This is a genomic window from Clostridium aestuarii (assembly GCF_026735135.1).
GTDB lineage: Bacteria > Bacillota > Clostridia > Clostridiales > Clostridiaceae > Clostridium_H > Clostridium_H aestuarii.
Map to the genome: position 1 here is coordinate 707,117 of NZ_JAPQER010000002.1, position 19,866 is coordinate 726,982.

Annotated in this window: 15 protein-coding genes and 1 riboswitch; of the genes, 1 reads left to right on the forward strand and 14 read right to left on the reverse strand. The window is 28.8% G+C overall.

Annotated features, from left to right (window positions below):
- Nucleotides 1-2: 2 nt before the first annotated feature.
- Entirely contained in the window at nt 3-368 is a 366-nt protein-coding gene (locus OW763_RS07540; RefSeq protein ID WP_268040477.1) for a NifB/NifX family molybdenum-iron cluster-binding protein, read from the reverse strand.
- 177 nt (nt 369-545) lie between these two features.
- On the opposite strand from OW763_RS07540, the gene OW763_RS07545 reads away from it, so the two are divergent.
- A complete protein-coding gene (locus OW763_RS07545) occupies nt 546-1,436 on the forward strand; it encodes an MBL fold metallo-hydrolase (protein ID WP_268040478.1) in 891 nt (296 codons plus the stop codon).
- A gap of 97 nt (nt 1,437-1,533) precedes the next feature.
- On the opposite strand, the gene OW763_RS07550 is transcribed toward OW763_RS07545, so the two are convergent.
- The 13 genes from OW763_RS07550 to purH form a co-directional block, all read right to left on the reverse strand.
- Nucleotides 1,534-2,331 (reverse strand): DUF3658 domain-containing protein, encoded by a 798-nt coding sequence (locus tag OW763_RS07550; protein ID WP_268040479.1) that lies wholly within the window; start codon nt 2,329-2,331, stop codon nt 1,534-1,536.
- A 93-nt stretch (nt 2,332-2,424) separates the two neighbouring features.
- Nucleotides 2,425-3,312, reverse strand: a complete 888-nt coding sequence (locus tag OW763_RS07555; RefSeq protein ID WP_268040480.1) for a hypothetical protein — start codon at nt 3,310-3,312, stop codon at nt 2,425-2,427.
- A 300-nt stretch (nt 3,313-3,612) separates the two neighbouring features.
- Nucleotides 3,613-3,954: a cupin domain-containing protein gene (locus OW763_RS07560; protein ID WP_268040481.1), complete on the reverse strand. Its 342-nt coding sequence runs from the start codon at nt 3,952-3,954 to the stop codon at nt 3,613-3,615.
- Between the two features lie 173 nt (nt 3,955-4,127).
- Nucleotides 4,128-4,949 (reverse strand): alpha/beta hydrolase, encoded by an 822-nt coding sequence (locus OW763_RS07565; RefSeq protein ID WP_268040482.1) that lies wholly within the window; start codon nt 4,947-4,949, stop codon nt 4,128-4,130.
- A gap of 133 nt (nt 4,950-5,082) precedes the next feature.
- On the reverse strand, nt 5,083-5,739 hold the full coding sequence (locus OW763_RS07570; protein WP_268040483.1) for a phosphatase PAP2 family protein: 657 nt from the start codon (nt 5,737-5,739) through the stop codon (nt 5,083-5,085).
- A gap of 218 nt (nt 5,740-5,957) precedes the next feature.
- Complete coding sequence (locus OW763_RS07575; protein WP_268040484.1) at nt 5,958-8,150, reverse strand: DNA topoisomerase III; 2,193 nt, start codon at nt 8,148-8,150, stop codon at nt 5,958-5,960.
- A 110-nt stretch (nt 8,151-8,260) separates the two neighbouring features.
- Nucleotides 8,261-9,058, reverse strand: coding sequence for a carbon-nitrogen family hydrolase (locus OW763_RS07580; protein ID WP_268040485.1), 798 nt, complete (start codon nt 9,056-9,058; stop codon nt 8,261-8,263).
- A gap of 115 nt (nt 9,059-9,173) precedes the next feature.
- Nucleotides 9,174-9,869: a metallophosphoesterase family protein gene (locus OW763_RS07585; protein ID WP_268040486.1), complete on the reverse strand. Its 696-nt coding sequence runs from the start codon at nt 9,867-9,869 to the stop codon at nt 9,174-9,176.
- A gap of 388 nt (nt 9,870-10,257) precedes the next feature.
- A complete protein-coding gene (locus OW763_RS07590; RefSeq protein WP_268040487.1) occupies nt 10,258-11,688 on the reverse strand; it encodes an NCS2 family permease in 1,431 nt (476 codons plus the stop codon).
- 73 nt (nt 11,689-11,761) lie between these two features.
- Nucleotides 11,762-11,863, reverse strand: a riboswitch (purine riboswitch).
- A 77-nt stretch (nt 11,864-11,940) separates the two neighbouring features.
- A complete protein-coding gene (fliD, locus tag OW763_RS07595) occupies nt 11,941-13,086 on the reverse strand; it encodes a flagellar filament capping protein FliD (protein WP_268040488.1) in 1,146 nt (381 codons plus the stop codon).
- Nucleotides 13,087-13,231: 145 nt separating this feature from the next.
- Nucleotides 13,232-16,990 (reverse strand): phosphoribosylformylglycinamidine synthase, encoded by a 3,759-nt coding sequence (locus tag OW763_RS07600; protein ID WP_268040489.1) that lies wholly within the window; start codon nt 16,988-16,990, stop codon nt 13,232-13,234.
- A complete protein-coding gene (gene purD, locus OW763_RS07605) occupies nt 16,980-18,248 on the reverse strand; it encodes a phosphoribosylamine--glycine ligase (protein ID WP_268040490.1) in 1,269 nt (422 codons plus the stop codon). The genes OW763_RS07600 and purD overlap by 11 nt, the downstream gene beginning before the upstream one ends.
- Before the next feature lie 94 nt (nt 18,249-18,342).
- Entirely contained in the window at nt 18,343-19,845 is a 1,503-nt protein-coding gene (purH, locus tag OW763_RS07610; protein WP_268040491.1) for a bifunctional phosphoribosylaminoimidazolecarboxamide formyltransferase/IMP cyclohydrolase, read from the reverse strand.
- Nucleotides 19,846-19,866: the final 21 nt, after the last annotated feature.

Sequence of the window (19,866 nt, forward strand, 5' to 3'; positions counted from 1 at the left end):
CCTTATTTGTGCATTCCATTGTGAGCAGTACCTGCATGAGCTATTTCTTGAAGTTTTCCATCTAAATATAAAGCTATAATATCTTCAACTTTTTCTTCTGTTCCCTTGAAGATTTTTATACCTGAACCATCTAATATTCTAAAAGCATTAGGACCTGCAGCACCTGTTATTACAATATTTACATCATTGTCAACAACTTGCTGTGCTGCTGCTATTCCTGCTCCTTGAGCTGATGTCACTCCTTTATTTTCTAGCACTGTATATTCTTTTGTTTCTGTATCAAAAATCTGAAAATAACTACATCTACCAAATCTTGAATCCAAAACATCTGTTTTTACTTTTCCTGAAGATGATACTAATATTTTCATTTAAATACCTCCTACTCTATTTATGCCACATATACTTATTTTTAGTTTCATGGCATATGCTGAATACATTATACACCAATTATTGTTTTATGGCAAATGCCATTTATTAAATTGTTATAAATTTTAATTTGTGATATATTTTAATATGAAAACTAAATTTCAAAGGATGTGGCAACAATGGAATTAACTAAGATAAAAGGAAATACATATTACATAGACTCTCCAACAAATATAGGAGTATACGTATTTAAAAATAAATTCTGTGCATTAATTGATTCAGGATTGGATAACTCAGCTGCAAAAAAATTTGATGATATATTAAAAAACAATGGTCTTCATCCAAAATATATTATCAATACCCATGCTCATTTGGATCACTGCGGTGGAAACCATTATTTCAACCAAAATTATACAGGTACTATTGTATATACTTCACAAAAAGAAAAATTATACATGGAAAATCCTCAGCTTCTTTCTACTATAGTTTCTTCAGCTCCCCCTATAAAAAAAATAGCTGTAAAAGCAAAACCTTTTAAGGTCGATTACATTTTGGAATACGGTACTAATAAAATAAATGATGAAAAATTTGAAATTATTCCTTTAAAAGGACATTCTGAAGAACACATAGGAATTATAACACCTGAAAAAGTTTGTTTTTTGGGAGACTGCATATTCAGCGCTGAGACACTTGATAAATATCCTTTTCCTTTTTTATTTGATATTGAAGCAAGTATAGAAACTCTTGAAAATCTTAGAGAAGTTGATGCAGATTACTTTGTAATAAGTCATGGTAAAAATATACTTACTAAAGCTGAACTTTTAACTTTAATAGATAAAAACATTGAAAACATTGAAAAATACATAGACATGATTTTAGAACTTTTAGATCAGCCTTGCACTAGAGAAGATATTCTTGAAAATATAATGATATTAGATGATATATCCGTAGGAATCAGAAAGTATATGCTTAATCTATCTTCTATTTCTGCATTTATTTCTTATCTTTATAATAAAGATCTAATTGATTGTTCTATTGAAGATGGAAAACTTTATTATTTCAAAAAATAATAAAAACATATCCTCCTTGATGAATATTAAAATTAACTTCAAGGAGGACTTTTTCCAATTTGTTATTCTAATTTTTTAATCTATACTTGAAATAATTTTATTTTATCTTTATATCAAATTCTCTCATAGACCTTAGTTTCCCTCTATACTCTATTTTTCCTGCTTCTATTAATTTTCTTAATCTATAATCAATAAATGTATCTCCTACCACTTGTTGTGACATTCCCATAACAGTACCTATTACCCTTGCTGCTTTCATAAATTCATTAGGGGTATATTCTAATATATCTGCATCATAATAGCTCTCATCTACATTAATTATTTTTCCATCTTTCAAAATTCTTAACGTAGATTTGCTTTTTCTAAGTTCATTCCATTCATCCATAAACATTTGTTTTGTATCTTCTTTTATTAGGGAAATATTTTCTAAAGCTTTTCCTATTTCTTCTGGATTACATTCTCCAGTTGCTCTAGCTTTATATTTTTCACCATTGAATTCTTTTTCTACACTTTTCGACACTGATATTTCATATATTTCATTATTTTTAAATCTATTAGCTAAATACCTTAGAGCAGTTTGCTCTATAACATTATCACCATGCCAAACTATTATTTTACCATCTTCTGGAATAGATAACTCTAAGTTATAATTTTCTTCAATTTCTTTGTCAATTTCCTTTATAAATTCTAGTTCTACAGTTTCAATAAACATTTGTTTAAACCATTGAACTCTTTTGTCTATATTTCGTTCAAGCTCATATATACTACCTGTAGAAAGATCATCTCTAAAACACCTTGTTTCTCCATAGTATTTGCTATCTTTATGTTCTTTAAAATATACTCTTATAGTTCCTCTTGGCGAATCTCCTATAGCTATATGGAAATAGTTACTCACAATATCCCCTCCAATAATTAAACTATTTTTATTATATATACCATAAAAACATTATTGCAACAAATAATTATATTTTCTGATTAATTAATATTATTAGCTATCTGCATAAATATTTATTTTATATTCACCTAAAGTATTAAAAGTTATATTTAATGTATATTCTTCATCTCCGGTTACTTTATGTTTATTTCCTATTAAATATCTACCTTTATCGTTTGTTAGTGCTATATTATGATATTTTACTGTTATATCTCTTTCTGCAACAGTTTCTCCATTTCTTGTACATTCCATGATATAAACCACATTATTAATATAACTAACATTATTTGATAAATTTGAATTAATTTTTATGTCTATCCAATCTCCTACGCACTTCTTCCCTGATGGATTGTTCCATGATATTATCATAGGTTTAACATCTTTATTATTATTTTTCTTCTTACTATGATTATGTCTATTAACTGTTGATATTTTTTTAACCTGTTCCTCTTTTTCATCTGCTAACTTAATATCCCTTTGATTACTTTTTAAATCCTTTACTATTCCATCCTTAGTACTGTTAAGTATACTAACAACTTGACCATTTTTTATTTTTCTAGCGTATACATACTCAGGAAATTCCACACTATCTGTATTCTTCATGAATTTGTCTAAATAAAATTTTTCTCCTTTTTCTTTACTTTTTTCAAATGCTTTATTTACCTCTTTGCATGCCACATATTTCCTTGAATCATTATAAAATGAATACATTTTGTTATTTTTTAATCTATTTTTATAATCTAAAAATAATAAGTTATTTCCTTCTTTTGATATATTATTTAAAAATGAATCAATTAATTCGTCTCTATCATACTGATAAAATCTATTATTTATAGTGTCTTTTATAATATATCCTTTCACTCGTGCAAAAGCGGTATTTTTAGCCATTAATATAAATATAAGTACTGCTATAATTACTATCAATAATTTATTTTTTTTCATTTTACCAACTTCCTTTTATATCTAATGTAGTACACCTACACCGACCTATTTTATTATATTTGTACATAGACTACCTATATTAAAAATATATAAACAATATTTATTTAATATTTTTTACATTTATTACTTTATTATACATTGTACATAAAACGATTTTTAATGTAAATCAATTTTTAGAATTTAACAGCCCTAGTATAAGAAACTTAGAATATTTCTTATACTAAGGCTGTTAGATTTATTTTTATTCAACACTAATTGCATTAACAAAACACTAAAGTGTAAACACATATCTTAATAATATTATTGGCTAAATATAACAATTAGAAACATTTTAAACTTTTCTACTGCTAAAAGTGCATGAGGAATCCCTGCTGGCATAACTATTGTCTCACCTTTTTTTACCATAAACTTTTCATCCCCAACAGTAATTTCTGATTCACCATCAAGTATGTATACTAATGCATCTCCATTAGATGAATGCGAACTAATTTCTTCTCCTTTATCAAAAGCAAATAGCGTAACACTTGAGGCTTTTCCTTGTGACAATGTTCTGCTTATTACTGTTCCCTCTTGATAATCTACAAGAGATTCCATTTCTATAACTTTTGAAAAATCTATATTTTTAATTAGATGTTGTATCATTTTTCTCCCTCCAATATTGCTTTCTGCTAAATTTTCATTATATATATTATGTGTAAAACAATTCGACTTTAATATAAATAGAACTATTTATTAAAAAAATTTTTACTAAACCTAAGATATAATTAAAACAGGCATAAAACTTTAAGCTTTAAAGTTTTATGCCTATAATTAAATTAACTTATTCTTATATTTAACCATTTTATAATATCATCCAATATATTATCTTTACAATCTTCATTTAATATTTCATGATATAAATTATCATATAATTTAATATCCTTATCTTTTGAAGAAATAGTATCATAAAAGTTAACTGAAGATTTAGGTGAAACAATTTTATCTTCCTTTCCATGAAGTATAAGACATGGACAATTATAGTTCTTTATATTATTTTTTAACCATTTTATTCCTGAATTTGCTATTTGAAGATTTAATCTTACAGTTGTATTTTTTAATACTAGTTCATCACTTTTGTATTGCTCTACAACATCTTTATTCGTACAAACAAGATCACAAAATTGATTTGGTACTTGTCCTCTAAAAAAGTATGGAAACTTTAAACTCTTTAATTTTACTGAAAACGGAATATCTCCTGTAGCAGCACCTGATAATATTTGTCCACAAATTTTATCACCATAAAGTATACCGTAACAAGCTGTAATAAATCCTCCCATACTGTGCCCAAATATAAATAATGGTATATTTGAATACTCCTTTTTTATCAATTCGACAAAACTATCAATGTCTTCAACAAAATCTTTAAAAGAGTTTACATACCCTCTTTTCCCGTCAGATTTACCATGACCCCTATGGTCAAATTTATATACTACATAACCATTTTCAACAAATTTATTTTTTACATATTCATATCTTCCACAATGTTCAGCAATTCCATGTACTATAAGTATTGTTGCCTTTGGATTTGATGGTATATCCTTTGTATAAAAAATTTTTGTTCCATCAAATGAATCTAAGTAATTTTCAGTATCACTCATTACAAACATCCTTTCTTTGATATCCACTTTATTATTTTATTATAGCAATCTTCGTTTTACTTATTTTTTCATAAAACAATCTATCCTTTATAAAAATATCTGTAATTCATCACTACAAATGTCTTTATGATACTTACATATTCTGTGTTTTACCTAAAGCAATCTTTTTGGATACCATATTGAAAAGCATTTTATAAATTTTGCTAATTTTAAAAACAATTTCCGCTAAAATTATTCCTCCTATTACATCCCAAACAAGATGTTGTTTAACAAATAAAGTAGATAAAATTATAATTGTTGCCGTAAAACTAACAATTAATATACTCTTTGTATTTTTAGCCTTACAATTTACTATTCCTTTTATCATGAGATAACTTGTAAAAACATGAATACTTGGGAAACAATTATATGGATTATCCGTTTTATATATGAATTTAACAAGTTTTGATAATATATCATTTTGTTCTATTACAGGTCTTTCAATTCCCGTTTGAAACAAGAAAAATATAGCATAACTTAGTAATAATCCTAAAATTAAACTAATAATCATTTTATGATATATCTCCTTATCTCTGAAGCAAAAATAAACTAATGTAGATATCATAAAAGGATACCAAATTATATATGGAATTATAAATATTTTTGAAAAAGGAATTAAATTATCCAAACCTATTGAAATATCGTATACACCTCTAGAAGAATTATTTAAAAATGCATAAAATATATTTATCACAGGTATTATCAACATCAAACTTAACGATGGTATATTTACCTTTATCTTATTTATCATATTTTTAAGTTTTCACTCCTTGTTTTTTTATTTTACATCATAACTTATATTATAAAAAACAAATATATATATATCAATTCATTTATATTACATTTTCAAATTTAAAACTTACATTTTTGTAAGTAAATCTCACTACTTCCTTTAAAGTAGATTTTTTCGAAGCAATAAAAAAGAAAACTTCTTAAATTTTCAAGAAGTTTTACTTTTTTATTCCTATATTATTGATTTTTCCACTTAGCTAGAGCATCTGCTAAAGCTGAATTTATTGGCTCATCTACATTTTGTTTTTTCAAATATTTATTTACATCTCTCTTATTAACACTCTTACTTTGATTTTCTTTTCTTTTCTTAAATACTGACATTTTCTCTCTATATCCACATGTAGCACATACAAATATCTCCCCGTCACCTTTTCCTCTTAGTTCTAGCTTCTTGTGACATTCTGGACATCTTGCATTAGTTACCTTTGCTAATCCTTTTCTATATCCACATTCTCTATCTTGGCATACAAGCATTTTTCCTTTTTTACTGTTTACTTCTAATAAATATTTACCACATTCTGGACATCTTGCTCTTGTCATATTATCGTGTTTATAAGATTCCGTACTAGTTGCTACATCTGATACAAGTTTTGAAGCATAATTTCTCATATCTCCTATAAATTTCTTATCATTTAAATTTCCTTTGCTAATTTGAGATAACTGCTGCTCCCATTTTGCTGTAAGTGTAGGGGATTTTAAATCAGATGGTACCAGTTCTACTAATTGTTTTCCTTTTGATGTTGGGAATATATCTTTTCCCTTCTTTTCAATATAAAAAGTGTTAAATAATTTTTCTATTATATCTGCTCTTGTAGCGACTGTACCTAATCCACCTGTTTCTCCTATAGCTTTTACAAGTTCTTTATTATCTGTATTCATATATTTTTTTGGATTTTCCATAGCTGAAAGCAAAGTAGCTTCATTAAATCTTGCTGGTGGTTTAGTCTGTCCTTTTACTGATCTAACATCAACTAATTTCACCTTATCTCCCTTATTAAGCTCCGGTAGTGATTGATCTTTTATATCTTCATTATCAATATCATCATCTAAAACCTCTTCATTATCATATACTGCTTTCCATCCCTTTGCTTTAACTATTTTACCTTTGGATATAAATATTTCTTCATCAACTGAAACATTCACTGTAGTTTGTTCATATTCAAAAGCAGGATACAATACAGATAAAAATCTTCTTACTACCAAATCATAAATATTTCTTTCCTCAGATGTAAGCTCTCCTAAGCTTAATCTCTGTTCCGTTGGAATTATAGCATGGTGATCTGAGACCTTACCGTTATCAACAAATCTTTTGTTTGCATTTATTTTACCTCTAAGCACCTGTCTTGCACTCTTTGCATATGGTCCAACTGCTATATTATTCAATCTTTCAGGTAAAGTTGCAACTATGTCTGTAGTTAAATATCTTGAATCCGTTCTTGGATATGTAAGCACTTTATGATTTTCATATAATCTCTGCATAAGTGATAATGTTTTCTTAGCTGAATATCCATATCTTCTGTTAGCATCCCTTTGAAGCTCTGTTAAATCATATAATGCAGGAGAATATTTTTTCTTTGCAGCTTTTTTCACCTCTGTAACTTCTCCTGTTTTACCCTTTACCTTTAAAGCAATTTTTTCTGCTTTTTCCTTATTAAATGTACGTGTCTGACTACTTCTATTGTCCTGCCACTGTAGCTCAAATTCCTTTGTCTTTCCTTTAATAGTATAATAGTCTCTTGGAACAAATTTCTTTATTTCTTCTTCTCTCTCTACTATCATTGCAAGTGTTGGAGTTTGAACTCTTCCTGCTGAAAGTTGTGCATTATATTTACAAGTTAATGCTCTTGTAACATTAAGTCCTACAATCCAATCTGCCTCTGCTCTACATACAGCTGATCTATATAAATTTTCATAATTTTTTCCTGGTTTTAAATTATTAAAGCCATCTCTAATAGCCTTATCTGTTTGAGATGAAATCCATAAACGTTTAATTGGTTTTCTAAATCCAACTTTTTCCATGATCCATCTAGCAACAAGTTCACCTTCACGCCCAGCATCTGTAGCTATTACTAAATCGTCAATATCTTTTCTTTGCATGATAGTTTTAATGCTATGAAAATGCTTTGAAGTTTTTTTAATTATTGCAAGCTCCATTTTCTTTGGAAGCATAGGTAAAGTATCCATACTCCATTTTTTATATTTTTCTCCATATCTTTCTGGATCTGCAAGTGTAATTAAATGACCCAATCCCCAAATAACAATATACTTAGAACCTTCTAATGAGCTTTTCCCTTTTTTATTACAATTTAATACTTTTCCAATATCACGAGCTACTGAAGGTTTTTCTGCTAAAACTAAAGTTTTTCCCATGTTATCTCCTTTCATGTTCATTACTGTTTGTTATCTTATTTCATCTTTAACAGTATAACATATATAATGTTTATAATTTTCACAGAAGAATAAAAGGCTGCAGAAAATTATTACTGCAGTCTTTTATTCTTCATTAATTCAAAATAAAGTTCTTCCTGTCTATCTACTTTAATATTAAAGCTGTTTCTGATTTCACTTATCTTTTCAACATCTATATCTGCTACAATTAATTCCTCTTTTTTATGACTAGCTACAATAATATTCCCTAAAGGATCTATAACCATAGAATCACCACTATAAATAATTCTATTTGTTTCACCAACTATATTCGCTCCAATTACATAACATTGATTTTCTATAGCTCTTGCTCTCAAAAGAGTGATCCAATGTTCTCTTCTTGCTTCTGGCCAATTTGCAATTACTATAATAACTTGTGCTTTTTTAGATGCTATTTGAAATATTTCTGGAAATCTTAAATCATAACATATAAAGGCTGAAAATGTAGAATCATCTATCTTAAAAAAATCAATCTTATTACCTTTTTCATAAAATTCATGTTCCCTTCCATAAGAAAAAGGATGCATCTTAGTATACCTAAGGAGTTCTTCACCATTGGGTGATACCATTGATAAATTATTTTTACCTTTTCCACTAGTCGCCTTTTCAACATACCCAAAACACACATTAATATTGTGCATATCAGCCTTTTCCTTAAACCATTCTATAGTTTCTTCATTTTCATCCCCTATACGGTTTATATTCCTTGAAAATCCTGTCAAAGTCATCTCGGGAAATATAATTATATCAGCTTTTTTCTTACCAGCTTCAGCTATAAAACCTTCACATTTTTGCTGATTTTTTTCTTTATTTCTTACATCAATATTAAACTGAGCTACTGCTATTTTCATTGTTACCCCCGTTATAACAGTTCACAGTGAACAAACGACAGCCAACAGTTAAGAATTGTTGCTAATTAAAAACTGCACATACTTTCAATTGTCATCTATAAACTATTTAAATATGCTATTTTCCCATTCTTATTGAATCTATTAAATTTTTTGGAAAATCTCTTTCTTCCATAGCTACAGCTAATTTCTCATAATCATAAGGTATTTCTATAAGTTCAACATCAATACCCTCTTCTTCTACCTTTAAAATGCAGTAAGTAGCATTTGGGTTTCCTATTTTAGGTTTACCAACACTTCCATCATTCACCAAAAGCTTATTATCATATTTTTTAGAATAAGGTAAATGAGTATGTGCACAAACAAGTACATCACCTGTAAACTCGTCTATTACTTCTTTTGCTTCCGTTGAATTTTCCATTAAATATTCATTTACTGCTCTAGTGCTTCCATGAACAAATTTTATAATTTTCCCCTTATCTACTATAGTTATATCTTGTGGAAGTCTCTTTAAAAACTTTTTATTCTTATCACTTACTTCACTACATGACCAAGGTAGTACAAAGTTTTTATTAAGTTCATTATCCCTAACATATTTTATATCACCACTTACTACTGCTGAATCATAATTTCCTATAATAAGTAATATATTCTCTTTTTTTATTAAATCAATTACTTCATTTGGAAAAGGACCATATCCAACTAAATCCCCAAGACATACTATTGTATTTATATGTCTTTTATTTATATCTTTAAGCACTTCTTCTAATGCAAAAATGTTTCCATGTATATCTGATATAACAGCTATTTTCATATACGTCATCCTCCTTTGTACATACCACTACTATTTCTTAATAATATCATATTTTTTATACAAAAATTATATATTTAATAATTTCACTGTACAATAAAATGTTTTCATTAATGTAAAAGCGCTTCGTTTATGATAAACGAAACGCTTTTATATATGTAAATAAGGCTTTGGGTCAACTGCTACATATGTCAACTGCCCGCTGTATCCTTTAATTACATTCCTAAATATTAAATAAATCTTTTGATATTTTTTTAACAACTTTTTCAATTATTAATATACATAATTTCTGCTAATTTGTCAAATTTTTTTTGCAAAAATATTTTTTTATAATCTAAAAATTTCTACAATTAAATTTTTAAATGCCAAATTGAAGTTTTGTTGTAACCTTTTATTGAGGAAGCATAATAAATCTTATTACAAATAATGACGCCATAATATACATTATAGGATGAACTTCTTTATGTCTTCCAGTTACAATTTTCATTATTGGATAGAATATCATTCCTGCTGCCACACCATTAGCTATACTATAACTGAAAGGCATAATAGCAATTGTGAAAAATGCTGGAAGAGCTTCTGTAAAATCATCAAAATCTATATCTTTAACAGCTCCTAGCATAAGAACACCTACAATTATAAGCGCTGGTGATGTAGCTTCTGCTGGAACAACACCAACTAGTCCACCAAAGAAAATAGAAATTGCAAATAGAATCCCTACTACAAAAGTAGTAAGTCCTGTTCTTCCTCCTTCTGAAATACCTGCTGTAGATTCTACAACTGTTGCTAAAGTAGTAGTTCCAAACATTGCTCCCAATGTTGTAGCTACAGCATCAGAAAATAAAGCTTTTCTCATGTTTTTAACTTTTCCATCTTTTTCAATCATTCCTGATTTTTGAGCTGTTCCTACTAAAGTTCCTATAGAATCAAATAAATCTACTAAACTGAAAGTTATAACAACCATTAAAATACTTGTAATTGCACCAATAACTCCTGTACCCCCATGTGCAAGAAGTCCTTTAAAATCAAAAGCCATAAAAGTTTTTCCTACTGGAGGAATATAAAACAATTTCACACCTGAAATTTTAGTTATACCCATAGGTATTCCTATTAAAGTAGTTAAAACAATTCCTATTAACATTGATGCTTTTACTTTACGTGCCATAAGTATTCCCATAATAATAATTCCTATTACAGTTAATATAGTACTTGGATTTGTAAAACTTCCAAAACTAACTAAAGTTCCTGAATTTGCAACTATAACATTTCCGCTTTTAAGACCAATAAGCGATATAAAAAGTCCAATTCCTCCAGTTATAGCAAGTTTAAGATTGTTGGGCAAAGATTCTACTATTTTTTCTCTTATTGATGTAAGCGTAATTAAAATAAATATTGTTCCCGATATAAAAACCGCTGCCAATGCTTGCTGCCATGTATATCCTAATGTTAAACACACACTGTAAGAAAAGAATGCTGTAAGCCCTATACCTGGTGCCAACACAAAGGGTAAATTTGCATGGAATGCCATTATGAATGTACCGATAGCTGAAGCTATGCATGTACTGGCAAAAGCTGAACCCACTATTGGATCATTAATAATACTAAGCGAAGCTGCTGCATCTCCTTTTAATCCAGCTGCATTCATTCCTGAAATTTTTAAAATATTAGGAATTACTAAAAGTGCATATGCCACTGTTACAAATGTAGTAAACCCTGCTAATACCTCGGTTTTAACGTCTGTATTGTTTTCAGATAATTTGAATAATGATTCCCAAATAGATTTTGATTTTTTTGTTTCTTTTGTTTTTCTTGTAATATCCACACGTTTGTCCTCCTTTTGTAAATAAAAAAATCTAGTATTAGATTGTGAGTAAATCTGATACTAGATTTTAAAATACTTGTTTAGATTTACCCATAGTGAGAAATTTCGTGGTTTTCTCGTAGAAACTACCGAACCTTGTTATCGGAATTATATGGGGTTACATAACTCTATTAAATTTTACTAAGAAAAATGTTATCATTTCACTTTGTATAAGTCAATATATTTTATTATTGTAATAAAATTCTGTTTTTTCTAACAAATAAAGTCAATCTTTTCTCCTATAGAATTGGCAACCTTTACAAGCTTTCCATATCCATCATATCTTTCATCTATAAATTCTTTTGATACATCTTTCTTATCTTCTTTACTATGATTTACAAGAATAATTTTTTCTTCATTAATATCCTTGCAAAATTCAATAATCCTTAATAAAAAATTGTTTTCATTAAAAAAACATCCTTTTATTTTTTCATAATCATTGTTGATTTTTTTTATAAAAACTTTCATATTTAATTTCAGCATATACTGATAATTAAATATCAATCCTAATTTACTTAAATCTCTTTTATATTTTTTTGCTAAATCCATTAAATTGTCTTCAGCATTTCTTTCTATCATATCATTTCTTAACATTTTTACCAGCTCGTTATAGAAATCAATAAATTCCATCATATCGTTTTTAATTACATCAGTATTATGGAAAATTTTTATTATTACATTTTGATATTTTGTTATACTCTTAATCTTTAACATTATATTTTCTTTATCTAACAATGCTGTATCATTCTGACTTTCATAATACTTATCATTAATAGTAAATTCAGTGTTTTGTGCATTAATAAATTTATTCCATATACCTGTATAAGAAACAATCTTTCCTTCTTTATCAAATATACTGAATTCATTATTTTTCCCTTCTATTTTTGATTTTAAAATCAATCTTTCTTTATCATATACATATTTTTCTATAAAAACTTCAATTCCTATATTTTCTTCTTCTATAACTTCTTTAAGTTTGCGCAATACAGCACCATTTGTGTCACTACTTTTTATATTCACAGCAAGTTCTATAGTTTTTTCTCCTATAGCTACAGTAAAAGTATGTTTCCCATCATCTATTATTGCAAGTGCTTTTTCATATACGATTTTACTTAAATTTTCCTGACAGTCAGCTAATTGTATGACTTTTACTTTAAATATTCCTTTTCTTGCTTTATTTGTCACATAAGCTTTTATTTTACTATCATCACTAGAAGTCACTACCTTATTCATAAAGCTTCCATCATCATCTGTTGAAATAATTTTTTTACATATATAACTTAAATTCTTTGCTCTTTTATTTAAATCTATTATAAATGCTAACAACTTATCGTCATGCGATTCATACAACAAACTCATATTATTCTCCCCGGATTCTTGATAATATTCATTTGCTATATCATATGCAATATACCAGTTTATAGATGACAGATAAGAATTGATAATTAATCAAAAAAACAAGCTGCTGATAACTAGTTATCAGCAGCTAATAATTCATAAATTTTTATTTAAAGTATTCAACTCCAGCTTTAAATATTTCTTGATCTTTTTCTCCTATAATATTCTTATAAACATTTTTACCTATTCTTTCTGAGTGAGCCATTTTCCCAAGTATTCTTCCATCTGGACTTGTTATACCTTCTACAGCATACATAGAGCCATTAGGATTGAATTCTACATTACAGCTAGGATTGCCAACAAAATCAACATATTGAGTTGCTATTTGTCCATTTTCAAATAACTTTTCTGCCATTTTGTCACTGCAAACAAATCTTCCTTCTCCATGAGAAATTGCAACTGCATGAGTATCTCCTGCTCTTACATTATTTAACCAAGGAGAAAGCTTAGAAACAACCTTTGTATTTACCATCTTAGACATATGTCTGCCTATCTTATTAAATGTCAATGTTGGGCACTCTTCATCCATATCTCTTATTTCTCCATAAGGTACAAGGCCAAGTTTTATTAGTACTTGGAAACCGTTGCATATTCCAAGCATCAACCCATCTCTATTGTTTAAAAGTTCCATTACAGACTCTTTAACTTTAGGATTTCTAAACACCGTAGCTATAAATTTCCCCGAACCATCAGGTTCATCTCCAGCACTGAATCCACCTGGAAGCATTATTATTTGAGACTGCTTTATTGATTTAGCCATAGCTTCTATTGAATATTCTATATCTTTTGGTGTTATATTTCTAAATACTTTAGTTTCTACCTCACCACCAGCTTTTGTAAAAGCTTTTTGTAAGTCGTACTCACAATTTGTCCCAGGAAATACTGGTATAAATATTCTAGGCTTTGGAATTTTTATTGAAGGTCCTTTAATTGCCTGTTTATCTGATATTTCATATTTTATTTCATCTTTTATATCTTCTGTTTTAGTAGAAAATACTTTTTCTAATGGTTTTTGCCATTTTTCATAAAGTTCATCTATATCTATTTCTACATTATTAATTTTTATTAATGGCTTAGATTGCGTAAATCCTAAAAGAACATAATTTACATTTGAAAAAGCTTCTTTTAATTCAACCTTATCATCTATCTCTAAAATAATTGAACCATAATCTTCACTGAATAAATCTTCAGCTTTTATATTATGTGAAAAATTCATTCCTACTTTATTTCCAAAACACATTTTTGCTATTGTTTCCGCAACTCCACCCATTCTTACACTATGAGCTGCCAAAACTTTGCCTTCACTTATAAGTTTATTTACAACATCAAAATTCTTTTTTAATATTTCAAAATCAGGAATATTATCTTCCTTCTTTAGAGCCTTTAATAAAACAACTCTATTCCCGCACTTTTTAAATTCAGGAGATATAACCTTATCAGTATCTACAACATTCACTCCAAAAGCCACCAAAGTAGGAGGTACATTCATATCTTTAAAGGTTCCTGACATACTATCTTTTCCACCAATTGCAGGTATTCCAAATCTTTTTTGAGCATAAAAAGCTCCAAGTAAAGCACTGAATGGTTTACCCCATTTTGATGGATTACTACCTAACTTTTCAAAATACTCCTGCAATGTAAGCCTTGTATTTTTATAATCTCCACCTGCAGCAACTATCTTTGTTACTGATTCAACTACTGCATATAAAGCTCCATGGAAAGGACTCCATTTACCTATCTTTGGATTATACCCATGAGCCATTATACTCCCTGTCTTTGTTTCGCCATGTAATACTGGAATTTTAGCACACATAACTTCACTTGGAGTTGCTTGGTATTTTCCACCAAAAGGCATTAATACAGTACCTGCCCCTATGGAACTATCGAATCTTTCTACTAATCCTCTTTGACTACACACATTTAAATCTTCCATAGTTTCTATCCATTTTTGTTTAATATCATCTACAGATTTCTCATTAAAATAAGTATTTTCTGAAGGATTATTTACTTTTATATTAGTTTTTTGTTTTACTCCATTGGTATCTAAAAATTTTCTACTTAAATCTACTATATACTTATCTCTCCAGCTCATTTTAAGTCTATTATCATCAGTAACCTCAGCTGCTCTCACTGCTTCAAGATTTTCTTCTTCAGCATATTTTATAAATTCTGCTGCATCACTATTTTCTACAACTACAGCCATTCTTTCTTGAGATTCAGATATAGCAAGCTCAGTTCCATCTAATCCATCATATTTTTTAGTAACCAAATCTAAATTTATATTAAGCCCTTCACTTAATTCTCCTATGGCAACTGAAACACCACCTGCTCCAAAATCATTACATCTTTTAATCATTTTGCTAACATGTTCATTTCTAAAAAGTCTTTGAAGCTTTCTTTCTGTAGGAGCATTTCCTTTTTGTACTTCTGCGCCACAATTTAAAATTGATGTTTCATCATGTTCTTTAGATGAACCTGTAGCGCCACCACATCCATCACGTCCTGTTCTTCCACCAACTAAAATAACTGCGTCCCCTTTAACTGGACATTTACGTATAACATTTTCCTTAGGTGAAGCTGCAATTACAGCTCCTATCTCCATCCTTTTTGCTACAAAATCTTCATCATAAACCTCAGCTACATGTCCTGTTGCAAGACCAATTTGATTTCCATAAGAACTATAACCATGAGCTGCTTTTATAGTTATCTGTCTTTGAGGAAGCTTTCCATCTAAAGTTTTCTCAATTGTTTGTCTAGGATCTGCACATCCTGTAACTCTCATAGCCTGATATACATATGATCTTCCAGAAAGAGGATCTCTAATTGCCCCGCCGAGACATGTTGCAGCACCACCAAAAGGTTCTATCTCTGTTGGGTGGTTGTGAGTTTCATTTTTAAACATAATAAGATATTTTTCAATTTTACCATTAACATCAACTTCACATTCTATACTACAAGCATTGATTTCATCTGATACTTCAAGGTCATCCAGCATTCCTCTTTTTCTAAGTTCTTTCATTCCCATTACAGCTATATCCATAAAACATATATCTTTTTCTTTATCACCATATACAAAATCTCTAGAATTTAAATATTCATTGTACGCTTTCTTAATAGGCTCTACATATTTTCCTTCTTCAAATTCAACCTCTTCAATTTTTGTTGAAAATGTTGTATGTCGGCAGTGATCTGACCAATAAGTGTCTATAACTTTAATTTCAGTTATAGTAGGATTTCTTTTTTCTTCATTTTTAAAATACTGCTGACAAAACTTCAAATCTTCAAAGCTCATCGCAAATCCTTGTTCCTGCATAAAGCTTTTAAGTTCTTCATCATTTTTATTTACAAATCCCTCTAAGATTTCAACATTCTGAGGAATATTAGTTTCCATTTCTAAACTTTCAGGTTTTGAAAAAAGTGCTTCTCTTGAATCAACACTATTTATATAATAATGCTTGATTTTTTTTAGCTTTTCCTCACTAATTTCACCTTTTATTATAATTACCTTACCACATCTTACTATAGGTTTTTCTTTTTGAGTCAGTATTTGAATACATTGAGCTGCTGAATCAGCTCTTTGATCATATTGTCCTGGGAGATATTCCACTGCAAATACTTTACATTTATCATCTACGCTAATTTCTTCATCATAAACATTATCTACTGTAGGTTCTGAAAAAATTAAATTTCTAGCTTTTAAATATTCTTCATCTTCTATTCCAGCTACATCATAACGATTTAATATTCTTAAATCTTTTACATCCTTTATATTAAGATTTTCTCTTATATCCTTTAAAAAGCCCTTTGCTTCAACATCAAAACCAAGTTTCTTCTCAACAAATATTCTTCTAACTTTAGTTTTCATGTACACATCCCTTTCTTTTTCCAATATCTTTTCTATAATAAATACCTTCAAAGTTAACTTTAGCAATATCATCATAAGCTTTTTCTCTTGCTTCTTCTAAAGTATCGCCTAATGCTACTACAGATAATACTCTTCCGCCTGAAGTTATAAGCTTATCTTCTTGTAACTCTGCTCCAGATACAAACATCTTATTTTCTACTTTATCTAAGCCTTTTATTGTAAATCCTTTTTCATACTTTATAGGATATCCTTTTGATACAGCTGTAACACAGCAAGCATTTTTTTCTTTCCATTTTAATTTAACATTACTTAAATTTTTATCTATTGCATTTAATATAAGTTCTACATAATCACTTTCCATAAGAGGTAATACTGCTTGAGTTTCTGGATCGCCCATTCTTACATTATATTCTAAAAGGTAAACCCCTTTTTTAGTTATCATAATTCCAAAGAATATAGTACCTATATAATCCATTTTCTCTTCTTTAATTCCATTTAAAGTAGCCTTCAAAATATCTTTTTTAAATTGATCTAAAATTTCATCGCTACAGTAGCAATTTGGAGCAACAACTCCCATTCCTCCTGTATTAGGTCCTTTATCACCATCAAGAACTTGTTTATGATCTTCACTAGATATAAAAGGAATTATAGTTTCTCCATCTGTTATAGAAAGAATAGAAGCTTCAACACCTTCTAAAAATTCTTCAATTACTATTTTAAGTCCAGCTCCTTTGAATATATCCTCTAACATAAGTTTGTTTATTGCCTCAATACCTTCAAACTTATTCTCACATATAATAACTCCTTTTCCAGCAGCAAGCCCATCTGCTTTTATTACTACTGGATAACTACATTTTGTTAAATAGTCTAACGCCTTTTTTCTATCCTCAAAAACTGCATATTCAGCAGTTTTTATTCCATACTTTTTCATAAAATCTTTAGCATATATTTTGCTTCCCTCAAGTTCTGCAGCTTTTTTAGATGGACCAAATATTTTTAAGTTGTTTTCCTTAAACTTATCTACTATTCCTTCTACTAATGGAGCTTCAGGACCTACAATTGTAAGGTCTATACACTCTTTTTTAGCAAATACAACTAATTCATCTATATTTTCTATATTTACATTTTCACATTTATTTTCATTGGCAGTACCACCATTTCCCGGTGCACAATAAATCTTATCTATTGAGGAATTTTCTGAAATTTTCCAAGCTATAGCATGTTCACGTCCACCAGAACCCACTATTAATACTTTCATTTTAAATTCAACTCCCTATCACAACAGTTTAAAATTTAAACATATTGAAATTTATTCTTTACTGAATTTTTAATCTTCTATTTTTAACTAAATTTTAGTGTTTAAAATGTCTTATTCCTGTAAACACCATTGATATTCCATTTTCATTACATGCTTTTATTGAATCCTTATCTCTTATTGATCCACCTGGTTGAATTATGGCTTTAATTCCATATTCAGCAGCCTCTTTTACTACATCATCAAATGGGAAGAAAGCATCCGATGCAAGCACTAATCCATCTTTTGCTCTTTCAAGTGCTTGTTTTGCTGCCCATATTCTATTAACTTGACCTGCTCCTATTCCTGTAGCCATACCGTCTTTAGCTACAACTATAGCATTAGATTTTACATATTTACAAACCTTCATTGCAAATATCATGTCCTTCATTTCACCTTCAGTTGGCTGCTTTTCAGTAACAACTTCGATTTTATCAGCAAATTTATCATCTTCACTCATTACCAAAATTCCGCCATCTACTTTAGCAATATTGAATTCATCTTCTGGCTTAACAGCACATTTTATAACTCTTAAATTCTTCTTAGTTTTTAACACTTCAAGTGCGTCATCATCAAACTCAGGTGCTATAACTATTTCCAAGAATATTTTCACCATTTCTTCTGCTGCTTCCTTTGTAACTTTTCTATTACAAGCTGCAATTCCTCCAAAAATTGAAATTGGATCACAGGAATATGCTTTTATGTAAGCTTCTCTAATATCATTTCCAATAGCAACTCCACATGGTGTATTATGCTTAAGTCCACAGCAAGCTATCTCATCAAATTCCCATACTGTTTTCCATGCTATATCCATATCTTTTATGTTGTTATATGAAAGCTGTTTTCCGTTCAGCTGTTCAAAATTATTAATTGCACCTTTTCCATTTGTAGCAGTATAATAAGCAGCAGTTTGATGAGAATTTTCACCATATCTTAAATCCATAGATTTCTTATATGAAAAATCTAAATAATTAGGATATTCCTCTTCTTCTAAAAGGAAACTGCTTATAGCTCCATCATAAGCTGCCATTAAATTAAACACCTTACCTGCAAGATGTTTTCTTGTTCTATAGTCTACATCTTCATTCTCTTTTATCTGTTCCATTACATTATCATAATCCTTTGTATCTGTAAGAACTATAACATCTTTAAAATTTTTCGCTGATGATCTAATCATAGTTGGACCACCAATATCTATAAATTCTATTTTTTCATCAAATTCTAAATCTTCTTTTACCTTTTCAAAGAAAGGATATAAATTTACAACTACCATATCAATTGGTTTTATATTTTTTTCTTCTATAACCTTCATATGCTCTTCATTTTCTCTTACAGCAAGAATACCACCATGTATAACTGGATGAAGTGTTTTAACTCTTCCATCTAATATTTCATCAAAACCAGTAACCTCGTTAACCTCTGTAACTGGTATTCCATTTTCTTTTAAGTGTCTGAATGTTCCCCCTGTAGATATTATTTCTACATCTCTATCTATTAAAAACTTTGCAAGTTCTAGTATTCCTTCTTTATTAAACACACTTATCAATGCTCTTTTAATCATGATATTTCCTCCACTCTTAAC